This window comes from Pseudomonas sp. HMSC076A11 (genome assembly GCF_001810205.1).
In the GTDB taxonomy this organism is placed as follows: domain Bacteria; phylum Pseudomonadota; class Gammaproteobacteria; order Pseudomonadales; family Pseudomonadaceae; genus Pseudomonas; species Pseudomonas aeruginosa.
In genome coordinates this window covers 138,130-158,681 of sequence record NZ_KV800293.1, presented here as the reverse complement: position 1 = coordinate 158,681, position 20,552 = coordinate 138,130, and the positions used below count along the sequence as shown (strand labels likewise).

Annotated in this window: 17 protein-coding genes and 1 pseudogene; 6 read left to right on the top strand and 12 right to left on the bottom strand. The window is 63.7% G+C overall.

Annotation, left to right across the window (positions count from 1 at the left end):
• Positions 1-13: 13 nt before the first annotated feature.
• The gene (gene glmS, locus HMPREF2716_RS11645; protein ID WP_003097120.1) at positions 14-1,849 is read left to right on the top strand and encodes a glutamine--fructose-6-phosphate transaminase (isomerizing); all 1,836 of its coding nucleotides are present in this window, start codon (positions 14-16) and stop codon (positions 1,847-1,849) included.
• A gap of 63 nt (positions 1,850-1,912) precedes the next feature.
• Here the strand turns inward: glmS and HMPREF2716_RS11640 are convergent, their stop codons facing one another.
• The 9 genes from HMPREF2716_RS11640 to HMPREF2716_RS11600 form a co-directional block, all read right to left on the bottom strand.
• Entirely contained in the window at positions 1,913-3,118 is a 1,206-nt protein-coding gene (locus HMPREF2716_RS11640; RefSeq protein WP_003122302.1) for an MFS transporter, read from the bottom strand.
• Positions 3,119-3,277: 159 nt separating this feature from the next.
• A complete protein-coding gene (locus tag HMPREF2716_RS11635) occupies positions 3,278-4,168 on the bottom strand; it encodes a 2OG-Fe(II) oxygenase family protein (RefSeq protein WP_003100219.1) in 891 nt (296 codons plus the stop codon).
• Positions 4,169-4,215: 47 nt separating this feature from the next.
• Positions 4,216-5,163 carry a 2OG-Fe(II) oxygenase family protein gene (locus HMPREF2716_RS11630; protein ID WP_014603451.1) on the bottom strand — a complete coding sequence of 316 codons (948 nt, stop codon included), beginning with the start codon at positions 5,161-5,163 and terminating at the stop codon, positions 4,216-4,218.
• 28 nt (positions 5,164-5,191) lie between these two features.
• Positions 5,192-6,073, bottom strand: coding sequence for a 2OG-Fe(II) oxygenase family protein (locus tag HMPREF2716_RS11625; RefSeq protein WP_023132409.1), 882 nt, complete (start codon positions 6,071-6,073; stop codon positions 5,192-5,194).
• A 25-nt stretch (positions 6,074-6,098) separates the two neighbouring features.
• Positions 6,099-7,529, bottom strand: a complete 1,431-nt coding sequence (locus HMPREF2716_RS11620; RefSeq protein WP_023518227.1) for a cytochrome P450 — start codon at positions 7,527-7,529, stop codon at positions 6,099-6,101.
• Positions 7,526-8,467, bottom strand: a complete 942-nt coding sequence (locus HMPREF2716_RS11615) for a 2OG-Fe(II) oxygenase family protein (protein ID WP_003100208.1) — start codon at positions 8,465-8,467, stop codon at positions 7,526-7,528. The genes HMPREF2716_RS11620 and HMPREF2716_RS11615 overlap by 4 nt, the downstream gene beginning before the upstream one ends.
• Entirely contained in the window at positions 8,464-9,432 is a 969-nt protein-coding gene (locus HMPREF2716_RS11610) for a 2OG-Fe(II) oxygenase family protein (RefSeq protein WP_070621897.1), read from the bottom strand. Before HMPREF2716_RS11610 ends, HMPREF2716_RS11615 begins: the two co-directional genes overlap by 4 nt.
• A gap of 2 nt (positions 9,433-9,434) precedes the next feature.
• Complete coding sequence (locus tag HMPREF2716_RS11605) at positions 9,435-10,169, bottom strand: tRNA-dependent cyclodipeptide synthase (protein WP_003158562.1); 735 nt, start codon at positions 10,167-10,169, stop codon at positions 9,435-9,437.
• A 457-nt stretch (positions 10,170-10,626) separates the two neighbouring features.
• Positions 10,627-11,250 (bottom strand): HAD-IB family phosphatase, encoded by a 624-nt coding sequence (locus HMPREF2716_RS11600; protein WP_003099642.1) that lies wholly within the window; start codon positions 11,248-11,250, stop codon positions 10,627-10,629.
• A 237-nt stretch (positions 11,251-11,487) separates the two neighbouring features.
• On the opposite strand from HMPREF2716_RS11600, the gene cfaB reads away from it, so the two are divergent.
• From cfaB to HMPREF2716_RS11575, 5 genes and pseudogenes are all read left to right on the top strand, one after another.
• A complete protein-coding gene (gene cfaB, locus HMPREF2716_RS11595) occupies positions 11,488-12,672 on the top strand; it encodes a C17 cyclopropane fatty acid synthase CfaB (protein WP_070621896.1) in 1,185 nt (394 codons plus the stop codon).
• Between the two features lie 163 nt (positions 12,673-12,835).
• A complete protein-coding gene (locus HMPREF2716_RS11590) occupies positions 12,836-13,795 on the top strand; it encodes a TAXI family TRAP transporter solute-binding subunit (protein WP_003097103.1) in 960 nt (319 codons plus the stop codon).
• A gap of 74 nt (positions 13,796-13,869) precedes the next feature.
• Positions 13,870-15,893: pseudogene (locus tag HMPREF2716_RS11585) on the top strand (TRAP transporter permease).
• Positions 15,890-16,288 (top strand): DUF1850 domain-containing protein, encoded by a 399-nt coding sequence (locus tag HMPREF2716_RS11580; protein ID WP_003099655.1) that lies wholly within the window; start codon positions 15,890-15,892, stop codon positions 16,286-16,288. The pseudogene HMPREF2716_RS11585 and the gene HMPREF2716_RS11580 overlap by 4 nt, the downstream one beginning before the upstream one ends.
• 86 nt (positions 16,289-16,374) lie before the next feature.
• Positions 16,375-17,619 carry a serine hydrolase domain-containing protein gene (locus HMPREF2716_RS11575; RefSeq protein WP_023089781.1) on the top strand — a complete coding sequence of 415 codons (1,245 nt, stop codon included), beginning with the start codon at positions 16,375-16,377 and terminating at the stop codon, positions 17,617-17,619.
• Positions 17,620-17,663: 44 nt separating this feature from the next.
• On the opposite strand, the gene HMPREF2716_RS11570 is transcribed toward HMPREF2716_RS11575, so the two are convergent.
• From HMPREF2716_RS11570 to folE2, 3 genes are read right to left on the bottom strand one after another with little or no spacing between them, the layout of a single operon-like run.
• Positions 17,664-19,001 carry a dihydroorotase gene (locus HMPREF2716_RS11570; RefSeq protein WP_003122312.1) on the bottom strand — a complete coding sequence of 446 codons (1,338 nt, stop codon included), beginning with the start codon at positions 18,999-19,001 and terminating at the stop codon, positions 17,664-17,666.
• 2 nt (positions 19,002-19,003) lie between these two features.
• Positions 19,004-19,564 carry a gamma carbonic anhydrase family protein gene (locus HMPREF2716_RS11565; protein WP_003099663.1) on the bottom strand — a complete coding sequence of 187 codons (561 nt, stop codon included), beginning with the start codon at positions 19,562-19,564 and terminating at the stop codon, positions 19,004-19,006.
• Positions 19,561-20,457: a GTP cyclohydrolase FolE2 gene (gene folE2 / locus HMPREF2716_RS11560; protein ID WP_003099665.1), complete on the bottom strand. Its 897-nt coding sequence runs from the start codon at positions 20,455-20,457 to the stop codon at positions 19,561-19,563. Before folE2 ends, HMPREF2716_RS11565 begins: the two co-directional genes overlap by 4 nt.
• Positions 20,458-20,552: the final 95 nt, after the last annotated feature.

The window sequence follows — 20,552 nt, the reverse complement described above, 5'->3', positions numbered from 1 at the left end:
GGAGAAAGACCCCATGTGTGGAATCGTAGGCGCGATCGCCGAGCGCAACATCACCCCCATCCTTATCGAAGGCCTCAAGCGCCTCGAGTATCGCGGCTACGACAGCGCCGGCGTGGCGGTCTTCGATAACGAAGGCAGGCTGCAGCGCTGCCGCCGGGTCGGCAAGGTCGCCAGCCTGGAGGAAGGCCTGGCCGGTACGCCGCTGCTCGGCCGCCTGGGCATCGCCCATACCCGCTGGGCGACCCACGGCGCGCCAACCGAAGGCAACGCCCACCCGCATTTCTCCAGCGACGAACTGGCGGTGGTGCACAACGGCATCATCGAGAACCACGAACCTCTCCGTGAGCGGCTCAAGGGGCTGGGCTACGTGTTCACCTCGCAGACCGACACCGAGGTCATCGTCCACCTGCTGCACCACAAGCTGCAGTCCATCGGCGACCTGACCCTGGCGCTGAAGGACGCGGTCAAGGAATTGCACGGGGCCTATGGCCTGGCAGTGATCAGCGCGGCGCAGCCGGACCGCATCGTCGCCGCTCGCAGCGGCAGCCCGCTGGTGATCGGCCTCGGGCTTGGCGAGAACTTCCTCGCTTCCGACCAACTGGCGCTGCGCCAGGTGACCGACCGCTTCATCTACCTGGAAGAAGGCGATATCGCCGAGATCCGTCGCGACAGCGTGCGCCTGTGGGATGTCCAGGGCAACGACGTGCAGCGCGAGACCGTGCAGTACCACGAAGGCGCCGAAGCCGCCGACAAGGGCGAGTACCGGCATTTCATGCTCAAGGAAATCCACGAGCAGCCCAGCGTCGTGCAGCGTACCCTGGAAGGCCGCCTCGGGCAGAACCAGGTAATGGTTGAAAGCTTCGGTCCGCAGGCGGCGGAGCTGTTCGCCAAGGTCCGCAACGTGCAGATCGTCGCCTGCGGCACCAGTTACCACGCCGGCATGGTCGCCCGTTACTGGCTGGAAAGCCTGACCGGGATTCCCTGCCAGGTGGAGGTCGCCAGCGAGTTCCGCTACCGCAAGGTCGCGGTGCAGCCGGATTGCCTGTTCGTCACCATCTCCCAGTCCGGTGAGACCGCCGACACCCTGGCTGCCCTGCGCAACGCCAAGGAGCTGGGCTTCCTCTCCAGCGTGGCGATCTGCAACGTTGCCACCAGTTCGCTGGTGCGCGAATCTGACCTGACCCTGCTGACCCAGGCCGGCCCGGAAATCGGCGTGGCCTCGACCAAGGCCTTCACCACCCAGTTGGTCGCCCTGCTGCTGCTGACCCTGGGCATCGGCCAGGTGCAGAAGCGCCTGGCCGATGGCGTCGAAGCCGAGCTGGTGGACGAACTGCGTCGCCTGCCGACCCGGCTGGGCGAGGCGCTGGCGATGAACCGTACGGTGGAGAAGGTTTCCGAGCTGTTCGCCGAGAAGCACCACACCCTGTTCCTCGGCCGTGGCGCGCAGTTCCCGGTGGCCCTGGAAGGCGCGCTGAAGCTCAAGGAAATTTCCTATATCCATGCCGAAGCCTACCCGGCCGGCGAACTCAAGCATGGCCCGCTGGCGCTGGTGGACAGCGACATGCCGGTGGTTACCGTGGCGCCGAACAACGAGCTGGTGGAGAAGCTCAAGTCGAACCTGCAGGAAGTCCGCGCCCGCGGCGGCGAACTGGTGGTGTTCGCCGACGAAGGCGCGGGCATCGAGGCCGGCGAGGGCACCCATGTGGTGGGCATGCCGCACATCGGCGACGTGCTCTCGCCGATCCTCTACACCATCCCGTTGCAATTGCTCTCGTACCATGTCGCCGTGCTCAAGGGCACCGACGTCGACCAGCCGCGCAACCTGGCCAAGTCGGTCACCGTCGAGTAACGCCGGCCGCGTGCCCGAGAAGCCGGGGCAGGCATGCTGCCCCGGCGCTCGCGGCGCTCGCCGTCAATCGCGCAACGGCAGCGCCTCGTCGCTCCTGCGGCTGGCGAACCAGTCCAGCACGGTGAGCCAGGCGCCGATCCCCAGGCCGATGCCCAATACCCACAGGGTGGCGGGCGGCCCCTTCAGCTCCAGCAGTCGCACAGCCAGGGGCACGCTGGCGAGAATGGCGATGTTGTTGAACGTCTCGGCGAACGACAGCACCATGCCCTTGTCCGGCCCGGAGCGCGAGGCGAGTACCACCGTGCCCGCCGGCGCGCCCAGGCCCAGCGCGGCGCCCCAGGCGCCCAGGCAGCAGAGCGCCACGGGCAACGGTAGCGGCAGGAGCATGAAGGTCGACATCGATAGCACCAGGAGCGCCAGCACCAGCAGGAGCATGTCTTCGTCGCGCTTCAGATAACGTCGCAGGTAACCCGCGGCGAGGTTGCCCACGGCCAGGCCCACGCCGAAGGCGGCGATGCTGACGCCTATCTGCGCGGTGCTGAAGCCGTAGCGCTGGCGCAGCACCTCTCCCGAGAGAAGCAGGCCGGCGACCCCGGTGCCGTTCCAGGCACCCTTGGCGATCAGTGGCCTGAGGATGCTCCATTGCCTGCACCAGCCCAGCGCATGGCCCTCGGCGCGCGGTGCCACGGCTTGCACGGGAAGGCGCTGGCGTGCCATCAGGAAGACCAGCACGCAACCGCACGAGACCATCAGGAAGGGCGCCGCCCAGCCGAAGAAGTCCGAGAGGAGGCCGGCCAGTGCCGGGCCGGCGGCAATGCCGAGGGTCATGCCGAGCATCACCTGGCCCATGGCACCGGCCTGTCTTTGCGGGGCGACCACCTCCGCGACCAGGGCGAAGGTGGTCGGGATGATGATTGCCGAGGCGATGCCCCCGATCACCCGCAGGACGACGGCAATTTCCAGGGTCGGGGCGATGACGATGGCCAGAGTATCGACCGCGAAGAGGACCAGGGCGAGCAGCAGCAGCTTCCTGCGTTGCATGCGGTCGGAGAAGTAGCCCAGCAACGGCGCGGCGATCGCATAGGAGAACGCGTAGCTGGAGATCAGCCAGGCGGCGCCGCTGGTAGTGGTGTGGAACGCCTGCGCCAGCGGCCCGAGCATGGAGGACAGCATGAACTCGGTCACGCCGACGAAGAATACGGCCATCGACAGGGCCAGCAGGAACAGGCCGTCGAGCTTCTGTGAAGGCGGGGAAATTTTCTGGTTCATGATGTTCTCTTTGGCTGAATGAGCGGACGAACGCCAAGGGGGCGCCGGCTCGTGGAGCCGGCGCCAGGGTCAGGGATGAGTTGATCTGCCGAGGACTGGGGAAGGAAAGCCGACTTTGCGGCGGCTCTCCGGGGAATGCAGGTACTGCGGGGAGGAGGGTCAATATAGACCCTGGGTATTCTCTTGGTAAGTATTGTGCAGAATTTCGTTGAGGAACATTTCGAAATCTGCTTCCAGCACCAGGCCGTGGCCTGGAAGATAGCGAAACAGGCCAGGGCATGTCCGTGGGTCCAGGCTGCTATCCACGAACAGGGCATAGGAGAAGCGATCGGCTTGGCCTGGCAATTGTTCCTGCACTCGGTGAGCGACGGCGGCGACAGGAGTGGCCGAGTGACGGGTCAGTATCTCCATCGCGCAGCCGAAGTTGACGATGAATTCGCCGGGACGGGGCGAGACCGGCAGCCAGTCTCCCTCGCGAAGAACCTCAAGTCCAGGCTCCAGCGAGCGCAGGATGGTCACCCAACCCGAGTCCTTGTGCACATTCAGCCCGCGGGCCCGGACGTGGCTGCGGAAATGGTTAAAGGTCAGGTGATAGGTGCCTTGCATGGAGAGGCAGCGTCCCGTGGCCTCGTCCCACAGCTCTACCGGCAGGTCCAGTTCCGCGAGTACGGCCCGCAGCACCTCGAGACTGAAACTCCGCATCCGTTCGGCCTGCCGCAGCAAAGGGCCTGGGAACACTGTCTGCCAGAATCGGCTCTCGAGGAAGAACTGCTCGACCTGGTCGACGTCGCGGGAGAAATATCCTTCCCGGCGCGCCAGCCGATCTTCGGTCCACTGCGAGAAACCCTGGTAGGGCGCGCCGAGGCCCTCCTGGCGAGGCAGGTAGAAGTTGCGGGCGAAGGTATCGCCGGCTGCCAGGTCCAGGCTCGGTGACTTGACGAAGAAGAACCCGTCGGCGATGGCGCGGGCGAAGCCATCGCTGCTGTCGAAGCGTAGCTTTCCGTCGATCAGTTCGGCCGAAGCCAGAGCATAGGTGGCGTTTGGGTTCATCGTTTGTCATCCCCGGGACCGGTTGGGTGAACTCCTCTGGCATGGGGTCAGAGGAGGATGTCGTCGTTGTAGGTCCGGCTGACCTCCTGTTCGGCGAATTCGAGGACCGTCTGTACCTTCTGGGCTCCGGCCGGACCGTATCGGTAGATGTCGCCGCCCAGATCGCTATCCAGGAAAACGACATAGGAGTAGCGTTCGTCCGGGCTCGCGCGCTCGGTGCGGGCTACCCCGTGGACATTAGCGTGGACCTTTCTCGACAGGTGTTCGGAAAGCACTTCCATGGAACTGCCGAAGTTGATGATGAGATGGCCAGGCAGTGGGTTGATCGAGCGGAGCTGGCCGTCGATATAGGCGATCAGTCCGGGTTCGGTGGAGCGCAGGACGGTGACCCAGCCCGAGTCTCGATGGAACTTGGAACCACGGATCGGCTTGCTGGCGCGGAAATGATTGAAGCCGAACATCTGGTGGCCCTGTCCTTCGGACAGGCCGCTGGTCAGGCGTGCCCATTCCGCGCGGGGGATGTCTAGCTCCGCGAGCACCGCGCGCAGGACGCCAATACCCAGCTCCGCCATTTGTACGCCCAGTGCAGCCACGGCCTCAGGTATAAGAGACCAGTTGCCTCGTTCGATGTAGACGTTCTCCCACTGATCGTGCTCCCTGTCGAAATAGCCTTGGTAGGCCCCTGGTATCTGGCATTCCTTGAACCCCGTATAGGTGGACAAGGCGCCCTCTGCTCGGGGAAGGAAGCAATTGCGGACGAATAGGTCGCCAGGGCAGAAGTCCATCCGAGCTGGAACTTCCAGCAGGAAGAAGCCGTGCCTGCGCGCCTGTTCGAAGCCGTCTGGATGATCGAAGACGAGTCTGCTTTCCAGCAGGCGCGATCGCGCCATCTCGATGGGTGGGTATTGGTGGACCTGGCTCTCCAGTGGCATTGCCGGAAGGTTGACCGGAGCGCGTAGCGTCGGAGAGCTGGCGGTTTTCGGTTTCGTGTTCACTGGCGCCTCCTGCGAAGGATGTATGGGCTCAGCGATGAGCCGTCTCCACCTTGGGATGGAATTCGTAACCCATTTCCGCGGCTTTGCGTTTCTGAAACTCGAGGAAGGATTGCACCGGCTTAACGGTCTCGCCGCTGATCTGGTACAGGTCCTGGTCCCAGCGCGGACCGATGTAGGAACCGAAGGTGAACCTGTCCGCTTTTCGCTCTTGCGGTTCCATTCTGCGGACGCGGTGATAGCTGGCCTGGACAGGGGTGGCGGACTTCTCGGTTAGGAGTTCGAAGGAGTGTCCAAGTACCAGGGTGAAATGGCCGGGCATGGGATCGAAAGGAATCCAGGAGCCATTTTCCAGCGACTCCAGCCCAGGCTCCGTGGTGTAGAGCAGGGTGGTAAAACCGCTGTCCTTGTGGGCGGTGAGACCCACCGGGTGGGCGCTGTCAGCGCGGAAATGATTGAAGATGCAGTACTGCAGCGCCTGGTTGGAAGACATGCCGCCGGCTATCAGGTCGAAATGTCTTTCCTCGATGCCGACCAGCGCGAACAGTTGCGAGAGAACACTGCGGTTCAGGTCGTTCATTGCCCAAAGCAGGTCGGCGGCGGGGGCGGGAAGATATTCCCGCCACAGGCCGCATTCGATCTGCAGCAGTTCGTCCTGGTCGGCACCTGTGCGGGAATAGCCCAGCAGGGACTTGCCGAGATCCTTGCGATGGAACCCCCGGAAGGCGTTGTCGGCGTCTACCTCGGATTCCAGATAATAGCTCTGGGCCAGGGCGATGCCGGCCGAAAAGTCCCAGCCCCGTGGGTGCTCGAGGTGGAAGGCACCTAGCTTGCGCGCGCGACTGAAACCGTCTTCTTCCTTGAAGTGCAGCATGCCGTCGAGCATCCGGGCGGATGGAAGGATATTGCTCATCAAGCGTTCTCCATGACGTACAGGTTCACAGGGCGGCGGCCCTGGCAGTGAGGATGATGTTTCCCGAACGTCGGGGCCGCGGCATGGAACTGTGAGGTGCCAGCGTGGAGTCGGCTTCTGTCACGCAGACCTTGTAGAGGCGGTACAGCTCCGTCAGGATCAGCGCCTGTTCCCTGACGGAGAACAGGCGGCCTGGGCATTTGCGCGGGCTTCTATGGGTGTTGACCATGTTGAAGGAGTTGATTTCGTAGCGGTTCCTGGCCAGCAGCGACACGGCCTGGCCGTGGCTGGTCTGGTTGCGGATGAGCTGCCGGATGTTGTCCGTATTGAACCGCTCGGCGTGGGGGAACAGCGACGCGTCGCGATTGGCCCGCCGTCGATCGAGCCAGAGCATCGTATTGGCGGGAATCGTAACCTCGGTGCCGCGATGGCGGATGCGTATCGGCCGGTTGGTCCGGCGCCACAATGCAGTGGGGTTGCTGCCACCCAGGCGGATCGCTTCAAGCACCAGTAGGTAGGCCTCGTCCAGCGCTTGTTCCGGGTTGTCTACTACACCCAGCAGACGTTCTTTCTCGGCTGGGTTGTCCTCCAGGTAGGTGAGCGTCCAGAGCAGACTGAGGGCCGTGGTGTCATAGGTCGCGACGATGATCGTACCCAGTTCCTTGAGTGATGCGGCATCCAGCGTTCGTATGGTTTCGCGTGTGAAGGGCCGGGAGAAGCAGTCGAACTGGGCGAGGATCATGTTCGTTGGAGGAGCCCGGACAATCGATTCGTAGTTCGAATCCAGCATGTCGCGCGTCATCTCGACGATCATGTCGGCGTTCTCGATCGATTCCGGATTCATCTTGCTGATGACCTCCGAGGCGATCTCGAAGAAGTCCCTGGCGATCACTCCGTATTCGGTGCTTTGCAGGTAGTGGGTCAGGGGCTTCTGATGAAAATCCAGGACGCCGGGCAACCCGCTGTCGATGCGCGCTACCATGTGCAGGCAGAAGTCCTGCAAGGGCAGCGAGCGACCTGCCACCTCTCGCAGGTAGTGTTGGGCCATTTCGCGTACATGCGGGTCCAGACTGGTAACGAACCGGTTGCTGCCGAGCACGCGTTCGACCACGGCGCGCTTGGCCTTGCGTCGCTCGTCCTGCGCGGGCAGGGAACCGAGGAAGGAACCGAAGAGCTCGGCGTTCGCATTGATCGAGGGCGCCAGATCCTCGTCGTCGACGAGGGGCGCGTTGGTCGTCTGGTAGAGCGCCAGGTCGTCTCCGAGCCAGAAGGTACAGAGTCCTTCGTTGTTCTCCGCCAGTTCCGCGATGCCGGAACGGGCGAAGTAGGTGGAGGCGTCCAGGCCCTGGCACACCGTGGCATGGTGGAAAGCCTCGGCGTGTCCGGTAGCCGGACAAGAGCCGGAATGATGGGCGATGAGGCCGGGGAAGGGCGCGCTATTCTCTTTGCTGTTCATGGGCGCAGGTACCGGTTTGCGTGGTCGTCGGCTGGGGCGGCGGCCCCAGGCCCTTCGGCGATGCCGAAATCGGTATAGCTGTCCTTCCAGGTCTGCTCGTTGAATTCGCGAAGGAAGGTCTCTACCGGAATGACCGGCTCGGCGCGCTGGCCGTCGGCGGTGAGGCTGTAGAGCGCGCCGGTCGCAGGTGGATTGAGGAATGCCGCGAAGGAGTAGCGATCGCCCCGCTCCACCGTCGATGAACTCTGTCGGACCTGGTGGAGAACCGCGGCGGCCGGGATTGGCAACCTGGCGGTGAGAAGTTCCAGGCTGCCCCCGAAATTGATCAGGAAATGCCCTTCCATGGGGGGGACCTCGACCCATCCTTCCTCGAGTCGCGCCTGCAGGCCTGGCTGGTCGCAGTACAAGACGGTGACGAAGCCGGTGTCCTTGTGCGCTGGAGCGCCCTGCATGTTGCGCTCGGGTCGGTAGTGGCTGACGGCGAACCAGGTGACGCCCTTCCCTTCGCTGGTCCCGCCGGTGACGTCGGGCCACAACCGTGGCGCTACGCCGAGGCTGCCGAGGATCTCACGCAGGATGAGCCGGGCGATCTCGTGCATCCGTTCGCACAGTCGGTTCACTTCGTCTGGAAACGACGCCTGGCGTTGTCTGGCGTCGGCAAGGATATGTTCGGTCTGGAAGTTCTCCCGGTCGAAATAGATGTCGGGAAGGTTCCTGAAACCCCGGTAACGGGCGTCTGCATGGGGCTCTTCCACGGCAGGTTGGTAGAACTCTTGGGCGAAGCGGATACCTGGTGCGAGATCCAGTTCTTCTGGAATACGCAGGGCGAAGAAGCCGTCGCGTAGCGCCCGCGCAAAGCCATCCGCCTGGTTGAAGACCAGGTGCCTGGAATCATCCAGATAGGCCTTGCAGGGATGGAACTGGGGAAGCCCGCTCATGGATTGTCCGTCTCCCTGATGACCGTACCCTGGTAGATCTCCTCGTCGTTCGCGTCGATGATGTCGCGCGAACTGCAGACTCTCCTGAGTCCCTCTCCCGTTGCATAGCTGTAGATGCCTGCCTCGGTGCCGGGAGTGCAGTGACTGGAGGTGAAATGAGCGAAGCTGCAGCGGTCGTGGGTCTGATGCCTGACCCTGTGCATGATGGCCCTGACGGGTGTGGAGGAGCCGCGAGTAAGCACTTCCATGGAGAGACCAAAGTTGACCACGAAATGATCGGATGAGGGCTCCAGCGCCTCCCAGCGATCATTGCGGTTGACTTCCAGCCCCGGTTCGGTGGTGCGTAACAGCGTCAGGAACCCATCGTCCTTGTGGGAAGCCAGCCCGACACCCGCGAAGCGCGGGCGATAGTGATTGAAGGTTAAATGGTAGGAACCCTGGGCGTCCGAGGCACCGCCGGTAGCCAGGCTCCAGAATTCCGGATCGATGTCGGTGAGCGACAGGATGACACGCAGCAACTGCCGACTGTAAGCGGTCAGCTGTTCGCCGGCCTGGAGGATTTCCTCTGGGTAGTGGGTTTTCCAGAAGCGTCGTTCCAGCAGGAATTGCTCGATCTGGTTGATTCGTTCATGAAAACCCAGCAGGGGATCGTCGAAGGTTTCCGCTGTGAGTTCGCGAAATGCACCGTAGGGGGCGATGGCCGGGCCCTTGAAGAAATTGCTGGCGAACAGGTCGCAGTCGCGGACCTGGAAATCGTCCGGTATCCGCAACAGGAAAACGCCATCTCTCAACGCCGCCACGCGGGTTTGTTCGGAGGGGAAGACCAGATGCTCGTCCTCCAGATAGGCCTCTTGCAGTTTTGCCAGGGTATCTACAGGACGTTTATCGATTCTCTTCTCGTAGACATCCTGGTAGATCGAACCTCGGTTCAATTGCCAGGCCACCGGCTTGGGAGAGGAACTCATTCCTATCTCCTTTTCAATTGCAGGGAAACCACGGTAAGTTTCTGCAATTCATCGAGCATTCCTGGAAAGTCACCCGCTGCTATTTCTGCCAACGTACTGAAAGCACCGGGATAGGCCATGACTTTGAAGCCTTTTCTTACTAGGCAGGCGAATACGGAAAACTCTTCGAGAAAATATCGCGAGGAAAAGTCGAGGCGATGCCTCTGCTGTTCTTCACTCAACTTCTCCCAATTATGCCGGTGGTAGTTTCTTCCAAACTTTTCCACCGAATCTCGGAATCCTGAGTGCTCCAGGAAATAGTTACGCAAACTTGAATAGAAGTCCTTGCATTCTGTACTGGCCTGGATCTCCGAACAGGTTATGTACTGGAAGTCCGTGGCGTGTCGGTAGGCATCGACGATGAGCCGGCTTTCCTCCATGAACGCGTCGCCCAGTCTGACGGCCTCGCGGCGGGCATCTTCCTCGGGCATGTCCCGCGTGGACTGCAAGGTAATCCGGTGAATATGGTCGCCTATCAAAATACTGCATTTCTCAAAGCGCCGAGCCGCCCACTCGACCATGGAATGGAAGCGGTTGGGAGTGAAATTTCTATTTTCCAGGCTGACGCCCAGAAAGCACTTTGGCTCGTCCTCAAAACTGTTACGCCTGGTGTGTGGTGAAACGAAAGCGATCTTCGCTTTATACCGCTCACCCGCTAGAAGGCTTCGTGTGCTGAAATCTTCCGCTATCAGGTTCATTGGCTAATTCCAGAAATAATGAATTGTTCGAATTATTTGCGTAAATTGGTTTTCGCAACTTCTGGGCGTTGTGAGGGTAAGCGCTGTAGAATATCGAACAACTATTAATTTTAATGGGCGGAGAAGAAATCCAGATTTCCGGATATTGCCGGAAGCCCTATAGGGCAAATAGCCACCAATAGCCCTAAGTCCAAGCCAGACCGAGAATTTTCTTTTTCGCTGACTGCCGCTTCGAGATGACCGAAGAGGTTTCCGGCAGACCAGATTCCTCTTGCCGGTTCCGACCAAACGTCGATCTGGTTTTGGCCATCGGTTGATGGCGAAAGGCTATTTTTCTGCGGGCATCGGCTTTTTCGCAGGCGATGGTTTCAGGCCAGCCAGCTTTCTTCGGCTCCGAAGGGGGAGCGCTACCAGCAGTCCCGTTTCAAGTGGGTTACGGTGCCTTGAGGCGAACCGGTCAGCGGAACGGTTTCCAGAAGCGCTCCAGCGCCGCCGCCAGCAGTTCCGTATCGCCGCGCGAGTCGCCCCAGGCGCGCAGGGAGTATTGGGTCAGCGGACCGTAGTGCCGCTCCAGGCGGCAGACTTTCTCGTCGCGCCGGCAGTTGCGGCCGACGATCCTGCCGGTCAGTACGCCGTCTACCACTTCCAGCTCGGTGGCGATCAGGTGCACGCCGAGCTTCTCGGCGAACGGCCTGAGTAGCAGCGAAGGGGAGGCGGAACAGATGGTCACGGTGCTGCCGCTGCTGACCTGGTCGGCCACCGCGGTCAATGCGTGGGGACGCATCAGTGTTTCCCAGAAGCGGTTCTGGTAGGCCAGCGCCCGCTCTTCCAGCACATGTACGGGCACATCGGTGAGGAAGGTGGCGATCAGGCGCGCCTTCAGGTCGTCGCGGTCGATACGCCGGCAGAGATAGGCCAGGCTGGGTCCTGCCATGCGCAGCATGCGGCGGACGAACACCCGGTTGCCGAAGGCGAAACGCAGGAAGGGCACGAAGCTGTCTCGGTATGTCAGGGTACCGTCGAAGTCGAACACGGAGAGAAAGCGTACTTCGCGTGTTTCGAGGGATACGGTCTCGTTCATCGGCATTCCTTATGTCGCTTCCGCTTCCTTTGACAGGGTGTATGCGTCATTCCGTTATTGCAGCAAGGGAAAGTTTGTATATCAGAACTGTCAACTATCCATGGGCAGACTGGCTGCTAACCTGAATCGGAGTGCTCAGGGGTTTTGCATCGATAGATAGGAGGCTAAGTAGTCGATAGCAAAACTCTATCAGGTACTGGACTATAGTGTTCCCGTCTTGTGACCAGGAGGTTTGGCATGATTGCACAGCTCCCCTCTGAGTTGCTGTCCCTGCAACTGCCGTTGCGGATCCGCATCGGCGATGCTCAGGCGTTCGATCTGGGGCCGGATCCACAGGTAACCATGGTCATTCGCGACCCCTCGCTGCTAACCGAGATCACCCATCCCAGCCTCGATGCGCTGGGCAAGGCCTACGTCGAGAAGCGTCTCGACATCGAAGGACCGATCAGCCAGGTCATCGGTATCGGCGATGCCCTCAGCGAAGCGCTCGGCGAACCCGATGGCGGCGCGCCGCCGGTTCGCGAAAGCCACGACAAGGACACCGACGCCGAAGCCATCCATTACCACTACGACCTGTCCAACGACTTCTACCAGCTCTGGCTGGATCCGGAAATGGTCTATTCCTGCGCTTATTTCGAGACCGGCAAGGAAGACCTCGCCACCGCGCAACTGGCCAAGCTCCGTCACCTGTGCCGCAAGCTGCGTTTGCAGCCGGGCGAGAAGCTGCTCGATGTCGGTTGCGGTTGGGGAGGGCTGGCGCGCCTGGCCGCTCGCGAGTTCGGCGTCGAGGTCACCGGCATCACATTGAGCAAGGAGCAGCTGGCGCTCGGCCGGGAGCGGGTCAAGGCCGAAGGCCTGGAGGACCGGGTCACCCTCAAGCTGCTGGATTACCGCGACCTGCCGCGCGATGGCCGCTTCGACAAGGTGGTCAGCGTCGGCATGTTCGAGCACGTCGGGCACGCCAACCTGGGGCTGTACTTCCAGCAACTGTACGATGCGGTGCGTCCCGGCGGCCTGGTGATGAACCACGGCATCACCTCGCGCTACACCGACGGCTGCCCGGTTGGCAAGGGGGCCGGCGACTTCATCGATCGCTACGTGTTTCCCCACGGCGAGCTGCCGCACCTGTCGCTGGCGGTGGCGCGGATGAGCGAAGCCGGGCTGGAAGTAGTCGACGTGGAAAGCCTGCGTCTGCACTACGCCCGGACCCTGGACTTCTGGAGCGCCAACCTGGAAGCCAGGCTGAAGGAGGCGGCTCGCCTGGTGCCCGAGGAAACCCTGCGGATCTGGCGGCTGTACCTGGCCGGATGCGCCTACGGCTTCAAGCGCGGCTGGATCAACCTGCACCAGATCCTCGCCATTCGCCCCCACGAGGATGGCTCCCACGAGCTGCCCTGGTCGCGGCGCGACCTGTACGCCTGAACGCCGGCGACCGGCTCCCTTGCGGAGCCGGTCGCGCAATCGGTCCTTGCTGATTGTCCTGCGTGGCGGGGCGGTCTAGTCTGCACGAAGTCCTGCGCGGTCGAAGGAAGCCGGGACGCTTCCGCGACAGCGCGACAACAACGATAAGAACAGGAGACTTCCCATGTCGCTGAGCAGACGCTTCGGTCTTTTCACGCTTGCCGCAACGGTGACCTTCAGTACCGCGGTCTTTGCCGCGCCGACCTTCATCAATATCCTCACCGGCGGCACCAGCGGGGTCTATTACCCCATAGGGGTCGGCCTCTCGCAGATCTACGGACACGATATCCAGGGCGCGAAAACCTCGGTGCAGGCCACCAAGGCTTCGGTCGAGAACCTCAACCTGTTGCAGGCCGGGCGTGGAGAACTGGCGCTGGCGCTGGGCGACTCGGTCGCCGACGCCTGGAACGGGGTCGCCGACGCCGGCTTCAAGGCGCCGTTGAAGAAGCTGCGGGCTATCGGCAATACCTATCCGAACTATATCCAGGTAGTGGCCAGCCAAGCCTCGGGCATCAAGACCCTGGCCGACCTGAAAGGCAAGCGCATTTCGGTGGGCGCGCCCAAGAGCGGTACCGAGCTGAACGCCCGGGCGATCTTCAAGGCCGCCGGCCTGAGCTACGAGGACATGGGCAAGGTGGAGTACCTGCCCTACGCCGAGTCGGTGGAGCTGATCAAGAACCGCCAGCTCGACGCTACGCTGCAATCCTCCGGCCTGGGCATGGCGGCCATCCGCGACCTGGCCTCGACCATGCCGATCACCTTCGTCGCGATCCCGGCGGACGTGGTGGCGAAGATCGACAGCCCGGCCTACCACGCCGCGAGCATTCCCGCCGGCACCTACGACGGCCAGGAGCAGGACGTGCCGACGGTGGCGATCGACAATATCCTGGTCAGCCACTCCGGGGTCAGCGACGAGCTGGCCTACCAGATGACCAAGCTGATGTTCGACAACCTGCCGCGCCTGGTCACCGCCCATGCTGCCGCCAAGGACATCGCCCTGGACAAGGCGGCGAAGAACCTGCCGATTCCGCTGCATCCCGGCGCCGAGCGCTTCTACAAGGAGAAGGGCGTACTGCCCGAGTGAGGCCCGTTTCTCCGTAGCCCCGGTCCGTGCGGCGGACCGGGTTCCCCGCGTTTCCGGCTGTAGGGAGTCGATGCATGAGCGATCATCAGAACGGGCTGCATCTTGAGGCGGAAAACTGGCCGCGCGCGTTGTTCGCCGTGGCCCTGGCCTTTTCCGTGTTCCAGGTCGTCACCGCGGCCTTTCCCCTGATTTCCACCCAGGTCCTGCGGGCAATGCACGTCGGACTGCTGTTGCTGGTGGTGTACATCAGCTATCCCGCCTTCGGCATAGGTCGCCCCTGGCAGCCGCTGGCCTGGTTGCTGGGCATGGCCGGCCTGGGCACGGCGGTCTACCAGTGGGTTTTCGAGGGCGACCTGATCCAGCGCTCCGGAGAGCTGACCCAGGCCGACATGGTCGTCGGCGTGGTGCTGATCGTCCTGGTCTTCGAGGCGGCGCGACGGGTGATGGGCATCGCCTTGCCGATCATCTGCGCGCTGTTTCTTGCCTATGGCCTGTTCGGCGAACACCTGCCGGGCGACCTGGCCCACCGCGGCTACGGCTTCGACCAGATCGTCAACCAGCTGTCGTTCGGTACCGAAGGTCTCTACGGCACGCCGACCTACGTATCGGCCACCTACATCTATCTGTTCATCCTGTTCGGCGCCTTCCTCGAGCAGGCCGGCATGATCCGCCTGTTCACCGATTTCGCCATGGGCCTGTTCGGTCACCGGGTCGGCGGGCCGGCCAAGGTCTCGGTATTCTCCTCGGCGCTGATGGGCACCATCACCGGCTCCGGCGTGGCCAACGTGGTCACCACCGGACAGTTCACCATCCCGCTGATGAAGCGTTTCGGCTACAAGCCGGCGTTCGCCGGCGGCGTCGAGGCGACCGCGAGCATGGGCAGCCAACTGATGCCGCCGGTGATGGGGGCGGTGGCGTTCATCATGGCCGAGACCATCAACGTCCCCTACGTGGAGATCGCCAAGGCGGCGCTGATCCCGGCCCTGCTGTATTTCGGCTCGGTGTACTGGATGGTCCACCTCGAGGCCCGCCGGGCCGATCTAAAGGGCCTGCCGCGCGATCAGTGTCCGAGCGCCTGGGGTGCCGTCCGCGAGCGCTGGTTCCTGCTGATTCCGTTGCTGGTGCTGATCGCGCTGCTGTTCTCCGGGCGCACGCCGCTGTTCTCCGGAACCATCGGCCTGGCGCTGACCGCCATCGTCATCCTCGGTTCGGCGATCATCCTGCGGGTGTCCTCGCTCGGCCTGCGCATCGCCTTCTGGGTGGCGCTGGGGCTGCTCTGCGCGGGGTTCTTCCGCCTCGGCATCGGGGTGATCTTCGTCGTGATCGCGGCCCTGGCCCTGGCCTGCTGGTTCGTCCGTGGCGGCCGGGAAACCCTGCGCATCTGCGTCCGCGCCCTCGCCGAAGGTGCGCGACATGCGATCCCGGTGGGCATCGCCTGCACCCTGGTGGGAGTCATCATCGGGGTGATTTCGCTGACCGGCATCGCCACCACCTTCGCCAGCTACGTGCTCGATCTGGGACGGGAGAACCTGCTGCTGTCGCTGGTCCTGACCATGGTCACCTGCCTGGTCCTGGGAATGGGCATCCCGACCATCCCCAACTACATCATCACCAGCTCCATCGCCGCGCCGGCGCTGCTGGAACTGGGGGTGCCGCTGATCGTCTCGCACATGTTCGTCTTCTACTTCGGCATCCTCGCCGACCTCACCCCTCCGGTGGCGCTGGCCTGTTTCGCGGCCGCGCCGATCGCCAAGGAAAGGGGATTGAAGATCAGCTTCTGGGCGGTGCGCATCGCCCTGGCGGGTTTCGTGGTGCCGTTCATGGCGGTGTATTCCCCGGCGCTGATGCTGCAGGAAGGCGGTTGGGGGGCGACGCTCTATGTCACCTGCAAGGCGGTGCTGGCCATCGGCCTGTGGGGCATGGCTTCCATCGGCTACCTGCAGGGGCCGCTGGCCTGGTGGGAGCGCCTGGTGGCGTTCGCCGCGGGGCCAGCCTGGTCCTGGCCTTGCCGATCAGCGACGAGCTGGGCTTCGTCCTCGGCGCGCTGGTGATCGGCTGGCACCTCTGGCGCCAGCGTGCGCGCGAGGCGGTGGCGTGATCGCGCTGTGTCTGGGCATGGCCGGCAGCGTCTGGGCGACGCTGCCGCTGCAGTCGTTCACCCTGGCCTGGCAACACACGGTCGAGAAGGTGCTCTGGGAAGAAGACTATCGCCTGAGTGAGCGCGGCCTGCTGCTGGAAGAGGCCCGGGTGCGGGGCAGCGGGGCGGGGATGGAGATTCCCGAGGGCGCCGTGCTGCGTGACGGCGCCTGGCATTACCACCGTGGGGTGCCGCCGTTGCAACCGTTGCGGCTGGGGCGCACACCGGAGGCCGGCGACTACCGGATCTGCCGTCAGGGGCGCTGCGATGCGCTGGCGCGCTGGATCGGTCCGCCGGACCCTGAGCGCCCGGCGGTCGAACTCTGGGCGTGTCCGATACGGGACCCGAGCGACTGAACGTCCTGTGGATAACCCTGAGACGCCAGTCCACATCCATAAAAACGACGAAGCCGGAGCTGCTTCCGGTCATAAGGAAAACGTCCATGCGTAGCTGTATATCAGTCTTCCGGCCGGCCCTGCTGGCACTGTTCGTCTCGGCAAGCGGCTCGGCCGGCGCCGACGCGGCTGTGGAAAACCCGCGGATCGGCCGTGCCGCCGATCTCTATGAACTGATCCCGGAATACCAGCCGGACACCTACCGGAACATGGACAAGGTCTATCCGACCCGGGTTATCCACAAGGGGTCCAAGGTCCGTCCGCTGCCGGCGGGTGTGGCCATCGCGCCGCGCTACCGGATCGGCGGCGAGGAATACGGCGTCGACGATTTCATGCGGCGCAACCGCGTTGGCGGGGTGTTGGTCCTCAAGGATGGCAAGGTCGCCCTGGAGCGCTACGGCCTGGGCAACGACGAACGGACGCGCTGGACCTCGTTCTCGGTGGTCAAGTCGATCTCCTCGACCCTGGTGGGCGCCGCCGTGCAGCAGGGCCTGCTGGCTCTCGACCAGCCTGTGGACAAGTACCTGCCGAGCCTGGCCGGCTCCGCCTACCAGGGGGTGACGGTGGAGCAGGTCCTGCAGATGAGTTCCGGGGTCCGCTGGAACGAGACCTATCGCGATCCGAAGTCCGACCGCCGGCAGATGTTCGACGCCCAGCTCGCCGAACGTCCCGGTGGCATCCTGCGGCTGCTGGCGAGCCTGCCGCGGCAGTACCCGAGCGGTACCCACTTCACCTACAGCACCGGCGAGTCGCACCTGCAGAGCGAGCTGCTGCACGCGGCGACCCGCATTCCGGTGAGCGACTACCTGTCCGAGCGGATTTGGGCGCGAATGGGCATGGAGAGCGACGGCTTCTGGCAACTGGAATCGCCGGCCGGGCAAGAGATCGGCAGCAGCGGCTTGAGCGCGACCCTGCGCGACTATGGCCGCTTCGGCCAGTTCGTCCTCGAGGACGGGGTGATCGATGGCGAACGTATCCTCCCCGAAGGTTGGGTCGATCGTGCCAGTCGCGTCGAGGCTTCTTCCCACCTGGCCCCGGGCAAGCTCTACGATGGCGAATACGCGCTCGGCTACGGCTACCAGTGGTGGACCTTCCCGGTGGGCGCCAAGGCCCTGCCCGAGCATGACGGCGGGGCCTTCGAAGCCCAGGGCATCTTCGGCCAGTACCTCTACATCAACCGCAAGGAGAAGATCGTGGCGGTAGTCTGGAGCGCCTGGCCGAAGCCGGAGATGGACGATCGCGAGGAGGAGACCTATGCCTTCCTTGGCGCGGCGGTGAAAGCCCTGCGCTAGGGCCGTGGGCTAACGGATATCCACAGCAGGCTGTGGACAAGACTTCAGCGGGAAAACCGCAGGGGCAGTCCCTGGCAATCGTCGGACAGGCGTCCCGCGTGCCAGGCGAGTTGCCCGGAGACGATGGTGGTATCGATCCGATGGTGGAATGCCCGGTGGCGGAACGGCGTCCAGTTGCAGCGCGACAGCAGCGGCATGGCGCTGGCCAGCGCCGGGTGCTCCAGTTCGCTGACCAGCACCAGGTCGGCCCAGTAACCTTCGCGGAGGAAACCGCGATCGGCGATGGCGAACAGTTCGGCGACCCGGTGGCTGGTCTTCGCCACCAGGGTGGCCAGCGACAGCCAGCCTTCGCGGACCAGCTCCAGGAGTGCCGGCAACGCATGCTGGACCAGTGGCAGGCCGGCCGGCGCCTGTGGATAAGCCTGCTGCTTCTCGGCCCAGGCGTGCGGCGCGTGGTCGGTGCCGATCACGTCCAGGCGGTTGCCGGCCAGCGCCCTGCGCAGGGCGTCGCGGTCCTCGCGGCTCTTGATCGCCGGGTTGCACTTGAGCAGATGGCCGAGGCGGGCGTAGTCGCTGTCGTCGAACAGCAGATGGTGGACGCAGACTTCCGCGGTGATGCGTTTCTGGCACAGCGGCTTGTCCTCGAACAGGGCCAATTCGCGCGCTGTGGATAAGTGCAGGACATGCAGCAGCGTGCCATGTCGTTGCGCCAGTTCCACCGCCAGGGCGGTGGAACGGTAGCAAGCCTCGGCGTCGCGAATGCGCGGGTGGGCGGCTGCCGGAATACGTTCACCGAAGCGTTGTCGCCAGCGCGCCAGGTTGGCTTCGATCCGCGGCGTGTCTTCGCAATGGCTCAGCAGCAGGGTCGGAACGCTGGCGAACAGGCGCTCCAGGGTCGGCAGGTCGTCCACCAGCATGTCGCCGGTGGAGGCGCCCATGAACACCTTCACCGCGGCGACCTCGCGTGGATCGAGGGCGGCCACGGTGTCGAGGTTGTCGCGGCTGACGCCGAAGTGGAAACCGTAGTTGGCCACGCTATGGGCGGCGGCGAGGCGCTTCTTTTCCGCCAGCGCTTCGAGGCTCAGCGTCGCCGGGCGGGTATTGGGCATGTCCATGAAACTGGTGATGCCGCCCGCCACGGCGGCGCGGGATTCGCTGGCGATCGAGCCCTTCTGTGGATAACCCGGCTCGCGGAAGTGCACCTGGTCGTCGATCATTCCCGGCAGCAGGTAGCGTCCGGCGGCATCGATCTCCCGGCTGGCGCCGCAGTTTTCCAGGCAGCCGGCGATGCGTTCGATGCGACCGTGGCGGACCAGCAGATCGCCTTCGCGTACCTGCCCCTCGTTGACCATCCGGGCATTGCGGATCAGCAGGCTTCGCATGTTCAGAACTCGTTCTGCAGCGACTTGTAGCCGCGTACCAGGTCGACGTTGGTGCGCGCCACGTCTTCCGAGAACTCGCTGGCGGAAACGCTGACCCGCGGCATGCTCGCCAGGTCGGTGCGCGGACCGATGCGCTCGGTGGACGGTACGTAGAAACCCGCTGGCAGGTCGCAGCCGTCGACCACCGCGTTGTGGCGGACCACGCAGCCATCGCCGACCCGGCAGTTGAACAGCACGCTGTTGAAGCCGATGAAGACCCGGTCGCCGACTTCGCAAGGACCGTGGACGATGGAGCGGTGGGCGATGGAGCTGTGCTCGCCGATGGTCACCGCGGCACCCGACTTGGAATGGATCACCACGCCGTCCTGGATGTTCGAGTTGGCGCCGATCACGATCGGTTGCATGCCGCCGTCGGCGTCGACTTCGTCGGCACGGATCACTGCGTAGGGACCGACGAAGACGTTGGCCTGGATGATCACCTTGCCGCAGATGATCGCGGTCTTGTCCACATAGGCCGATTCGTCGATCACCGGCAGGTCGCCGGAGGGATTCTTGCGGATCATGCTGCACCTCGCTGCCAATGGCTTTCGGCGACGGCGTCATGGGCATGCAGGCTTTCCGCATGGACGACCCGTATGGAGAACCGGCTCGCCTGTGGATAACCCTGCAGGGCGCGGTGCAGCCGGCGCACCGCGTCCTCGCAGAACATCAGGTTCTGCCCGTTGGCGAGGGCGAAGGCCTGCTCGTCGGCGCGTTTCACCGCAGTCTGCACCGCGGTGCCGAGGGCGCTTTCGCCGAGATCCGCCAGCTCTTCCAGGGGCAGTCCGATGCAGTCTTCCGCCAGGCCGATGCGCAGGTGCGCGCTGCTGCGCTGGCTGTGCGGGGTGGCGACGATGCCGGCGCTGCTGCCGAGCCAGGCGAGCACGCTGGCATGATCGAGCGGCTGTCCGGCGAAGTCCTGGTCGAAGCGCTCCTGGATCAATTGCCGGGCCAGTGCCGCCGAACAGGGGCAGGTTGAGGAGTAGGTCAGCTCGAGATGGACTTCGGCCTGGAAGTCATCGCCTTCCAGGCGCGTGTCCAGCACCAGTGGATAACGTTTCCAGCCGCTCAGCGGGCTGACCAGCGCCGGACGCCGCAGCAGCGGCGCGAGGCGTAGGCGCAGGTAGGCGCGACGCGACAGGCCGGCGTGGCTGTCGAGGAAGCGTTGCAGGACGGCGCGCAGGCAGGAAAGGTCCAGCTCGCCCTGTTCCAGTTCGGCCAGCGCCAGGTAGAGGCGCGACATATGGATGCCGCGGGCCTGCGGGTCGTCCAGGCTGACACCGGCATCGGCTTCGGCGGCGACCCTCTGCCCGCCGATCTGCACGGGAAGGGCGATGCCCTGCATGCCGACCCAGTCCAGGGGAAGATCGGCGGTGGTGGTCTGGCGGGCGATATCGGGAAGCGTCAAGGCATTCATGGAGAACTCGAAGAAGGGCAGGCAAGGCCTGGAAATGGCTTTAATGTTATAATATAACATATTAGCTAATACCGACCCTTGCAATCGGGTATTTC

Excerpts from the sequence above, each read along its gene's own strand:
- HMPREF2716_RS11565 (WP_003099663.1), bottom strand. The coding sequence starts at position 19,564 with ATGATCCGCAAGAATCCCTCCGGCGACCTGCCGGTGATCGACGAATCG.
- HMPREF2716_RS11590 (WP_003097103.1), top strand. The coding sequence starts at position 12,836 with ATGTCGCTGAGCAGACGCTTCGGTCTTTTCACGCTTGCCGCAACGGTG.
- HMPREF2716_RS11610 (WP_070621897.1), bottom strand. The coding sequence starts at position 9,432 with ATGAGTTCCTCTCCCAAGCCGGTGGCCTGGCAATTGAACCGAGGTTCG.
- HMPREF2716_RS11575 (WP_023089781.1), top strand. The coding sequence starts at position 16,375 with ATGCGTAGCTGTATATCAGTCTTCCGGCCGGCCCTGCTGGCACTGTTC.
- HMPREF2716_RS11625 (WP_023132409.1), bottom strand. The coding sequence starts at position 6,073 with ATGAGCAATATCCTTCCATCCGCCCGGATGCTCGACGGCATGCTGCAC.
- HMPREF2716_RS11600 (WP_003099642.1), bottom strand. The coding sequence starts at position 11,250 with ATGAACGAGACCGTATCCCTCGAAACACGCGAAGTACGCTTTCTCTCC.
- cfaB (WP_070621896.1), top strand. The coding sequence starts at position 11,488 with ATGATTGCACAGCTCCCCTCTGAGTTGCTGTCCCTGCAACTGCCGTTG.
- folE2 (WP_003099665.1), bottom strand. The coding sequence starts at position 20,457 with ATGAATGCCTTGACGCTTCCCGATATCGCCCGCCAGACCACCACCGCC.
- HMPREF2716_RS11620 (WP_023518227.1), bottom strand. The coding sequence starts at position 7,529 with ATGAACAGCAAAGAGAATAGCGCGCCCTTCCCCGGCCTCATCGCCCAT.
- HMPREF2716_RS11570 (WP_003122312.1), bottom strand. The coding sequence starts at position 19,001 with ATGCGAAGCCTGCTGATCCGCAATGCCCGGATGGTCAACGAGGGGCAG.
- glmS (WP_003097120.1), top strand. The coding sequence starts at position 14 with ATGTGTGGAATCGTAGGCGCGATCGCCGAGCGCAACATCACCCCCATC.
- HMPREF2716_RS11640 (WP_003122302.1), bottom strand. The coding sequence starts at position 3,118 with ATGAACCAGAAAATTTCCCCGCCTTCACAGAAGCTCGACGGCCTGTTC.
- HMPREF2716_RS11605 (WP_003158562.1), bottom strand. The coding sequence starts at position 10,169 with ATGAACCTGATAGCGGAAGATTTCAGCACACGAAGCCTTCTAGCGGGT.
- HMPREF2716_RS11635 (WP_003100219.1), bottom strand. The coding sequence starts at position 4,168 with ATGAACCCAAACGCCACCTATGCTCTGGCTTCGGCCGAACTGATCGAC.
- HMPREF2716_RS11615 (WP_003100208.1), bottom strand. The coding sequence starts at position 8,467 with ATGAGCGGGCTTCCCCAGTTCCATCCCTGCAAGGCCTATCTGGATGAT.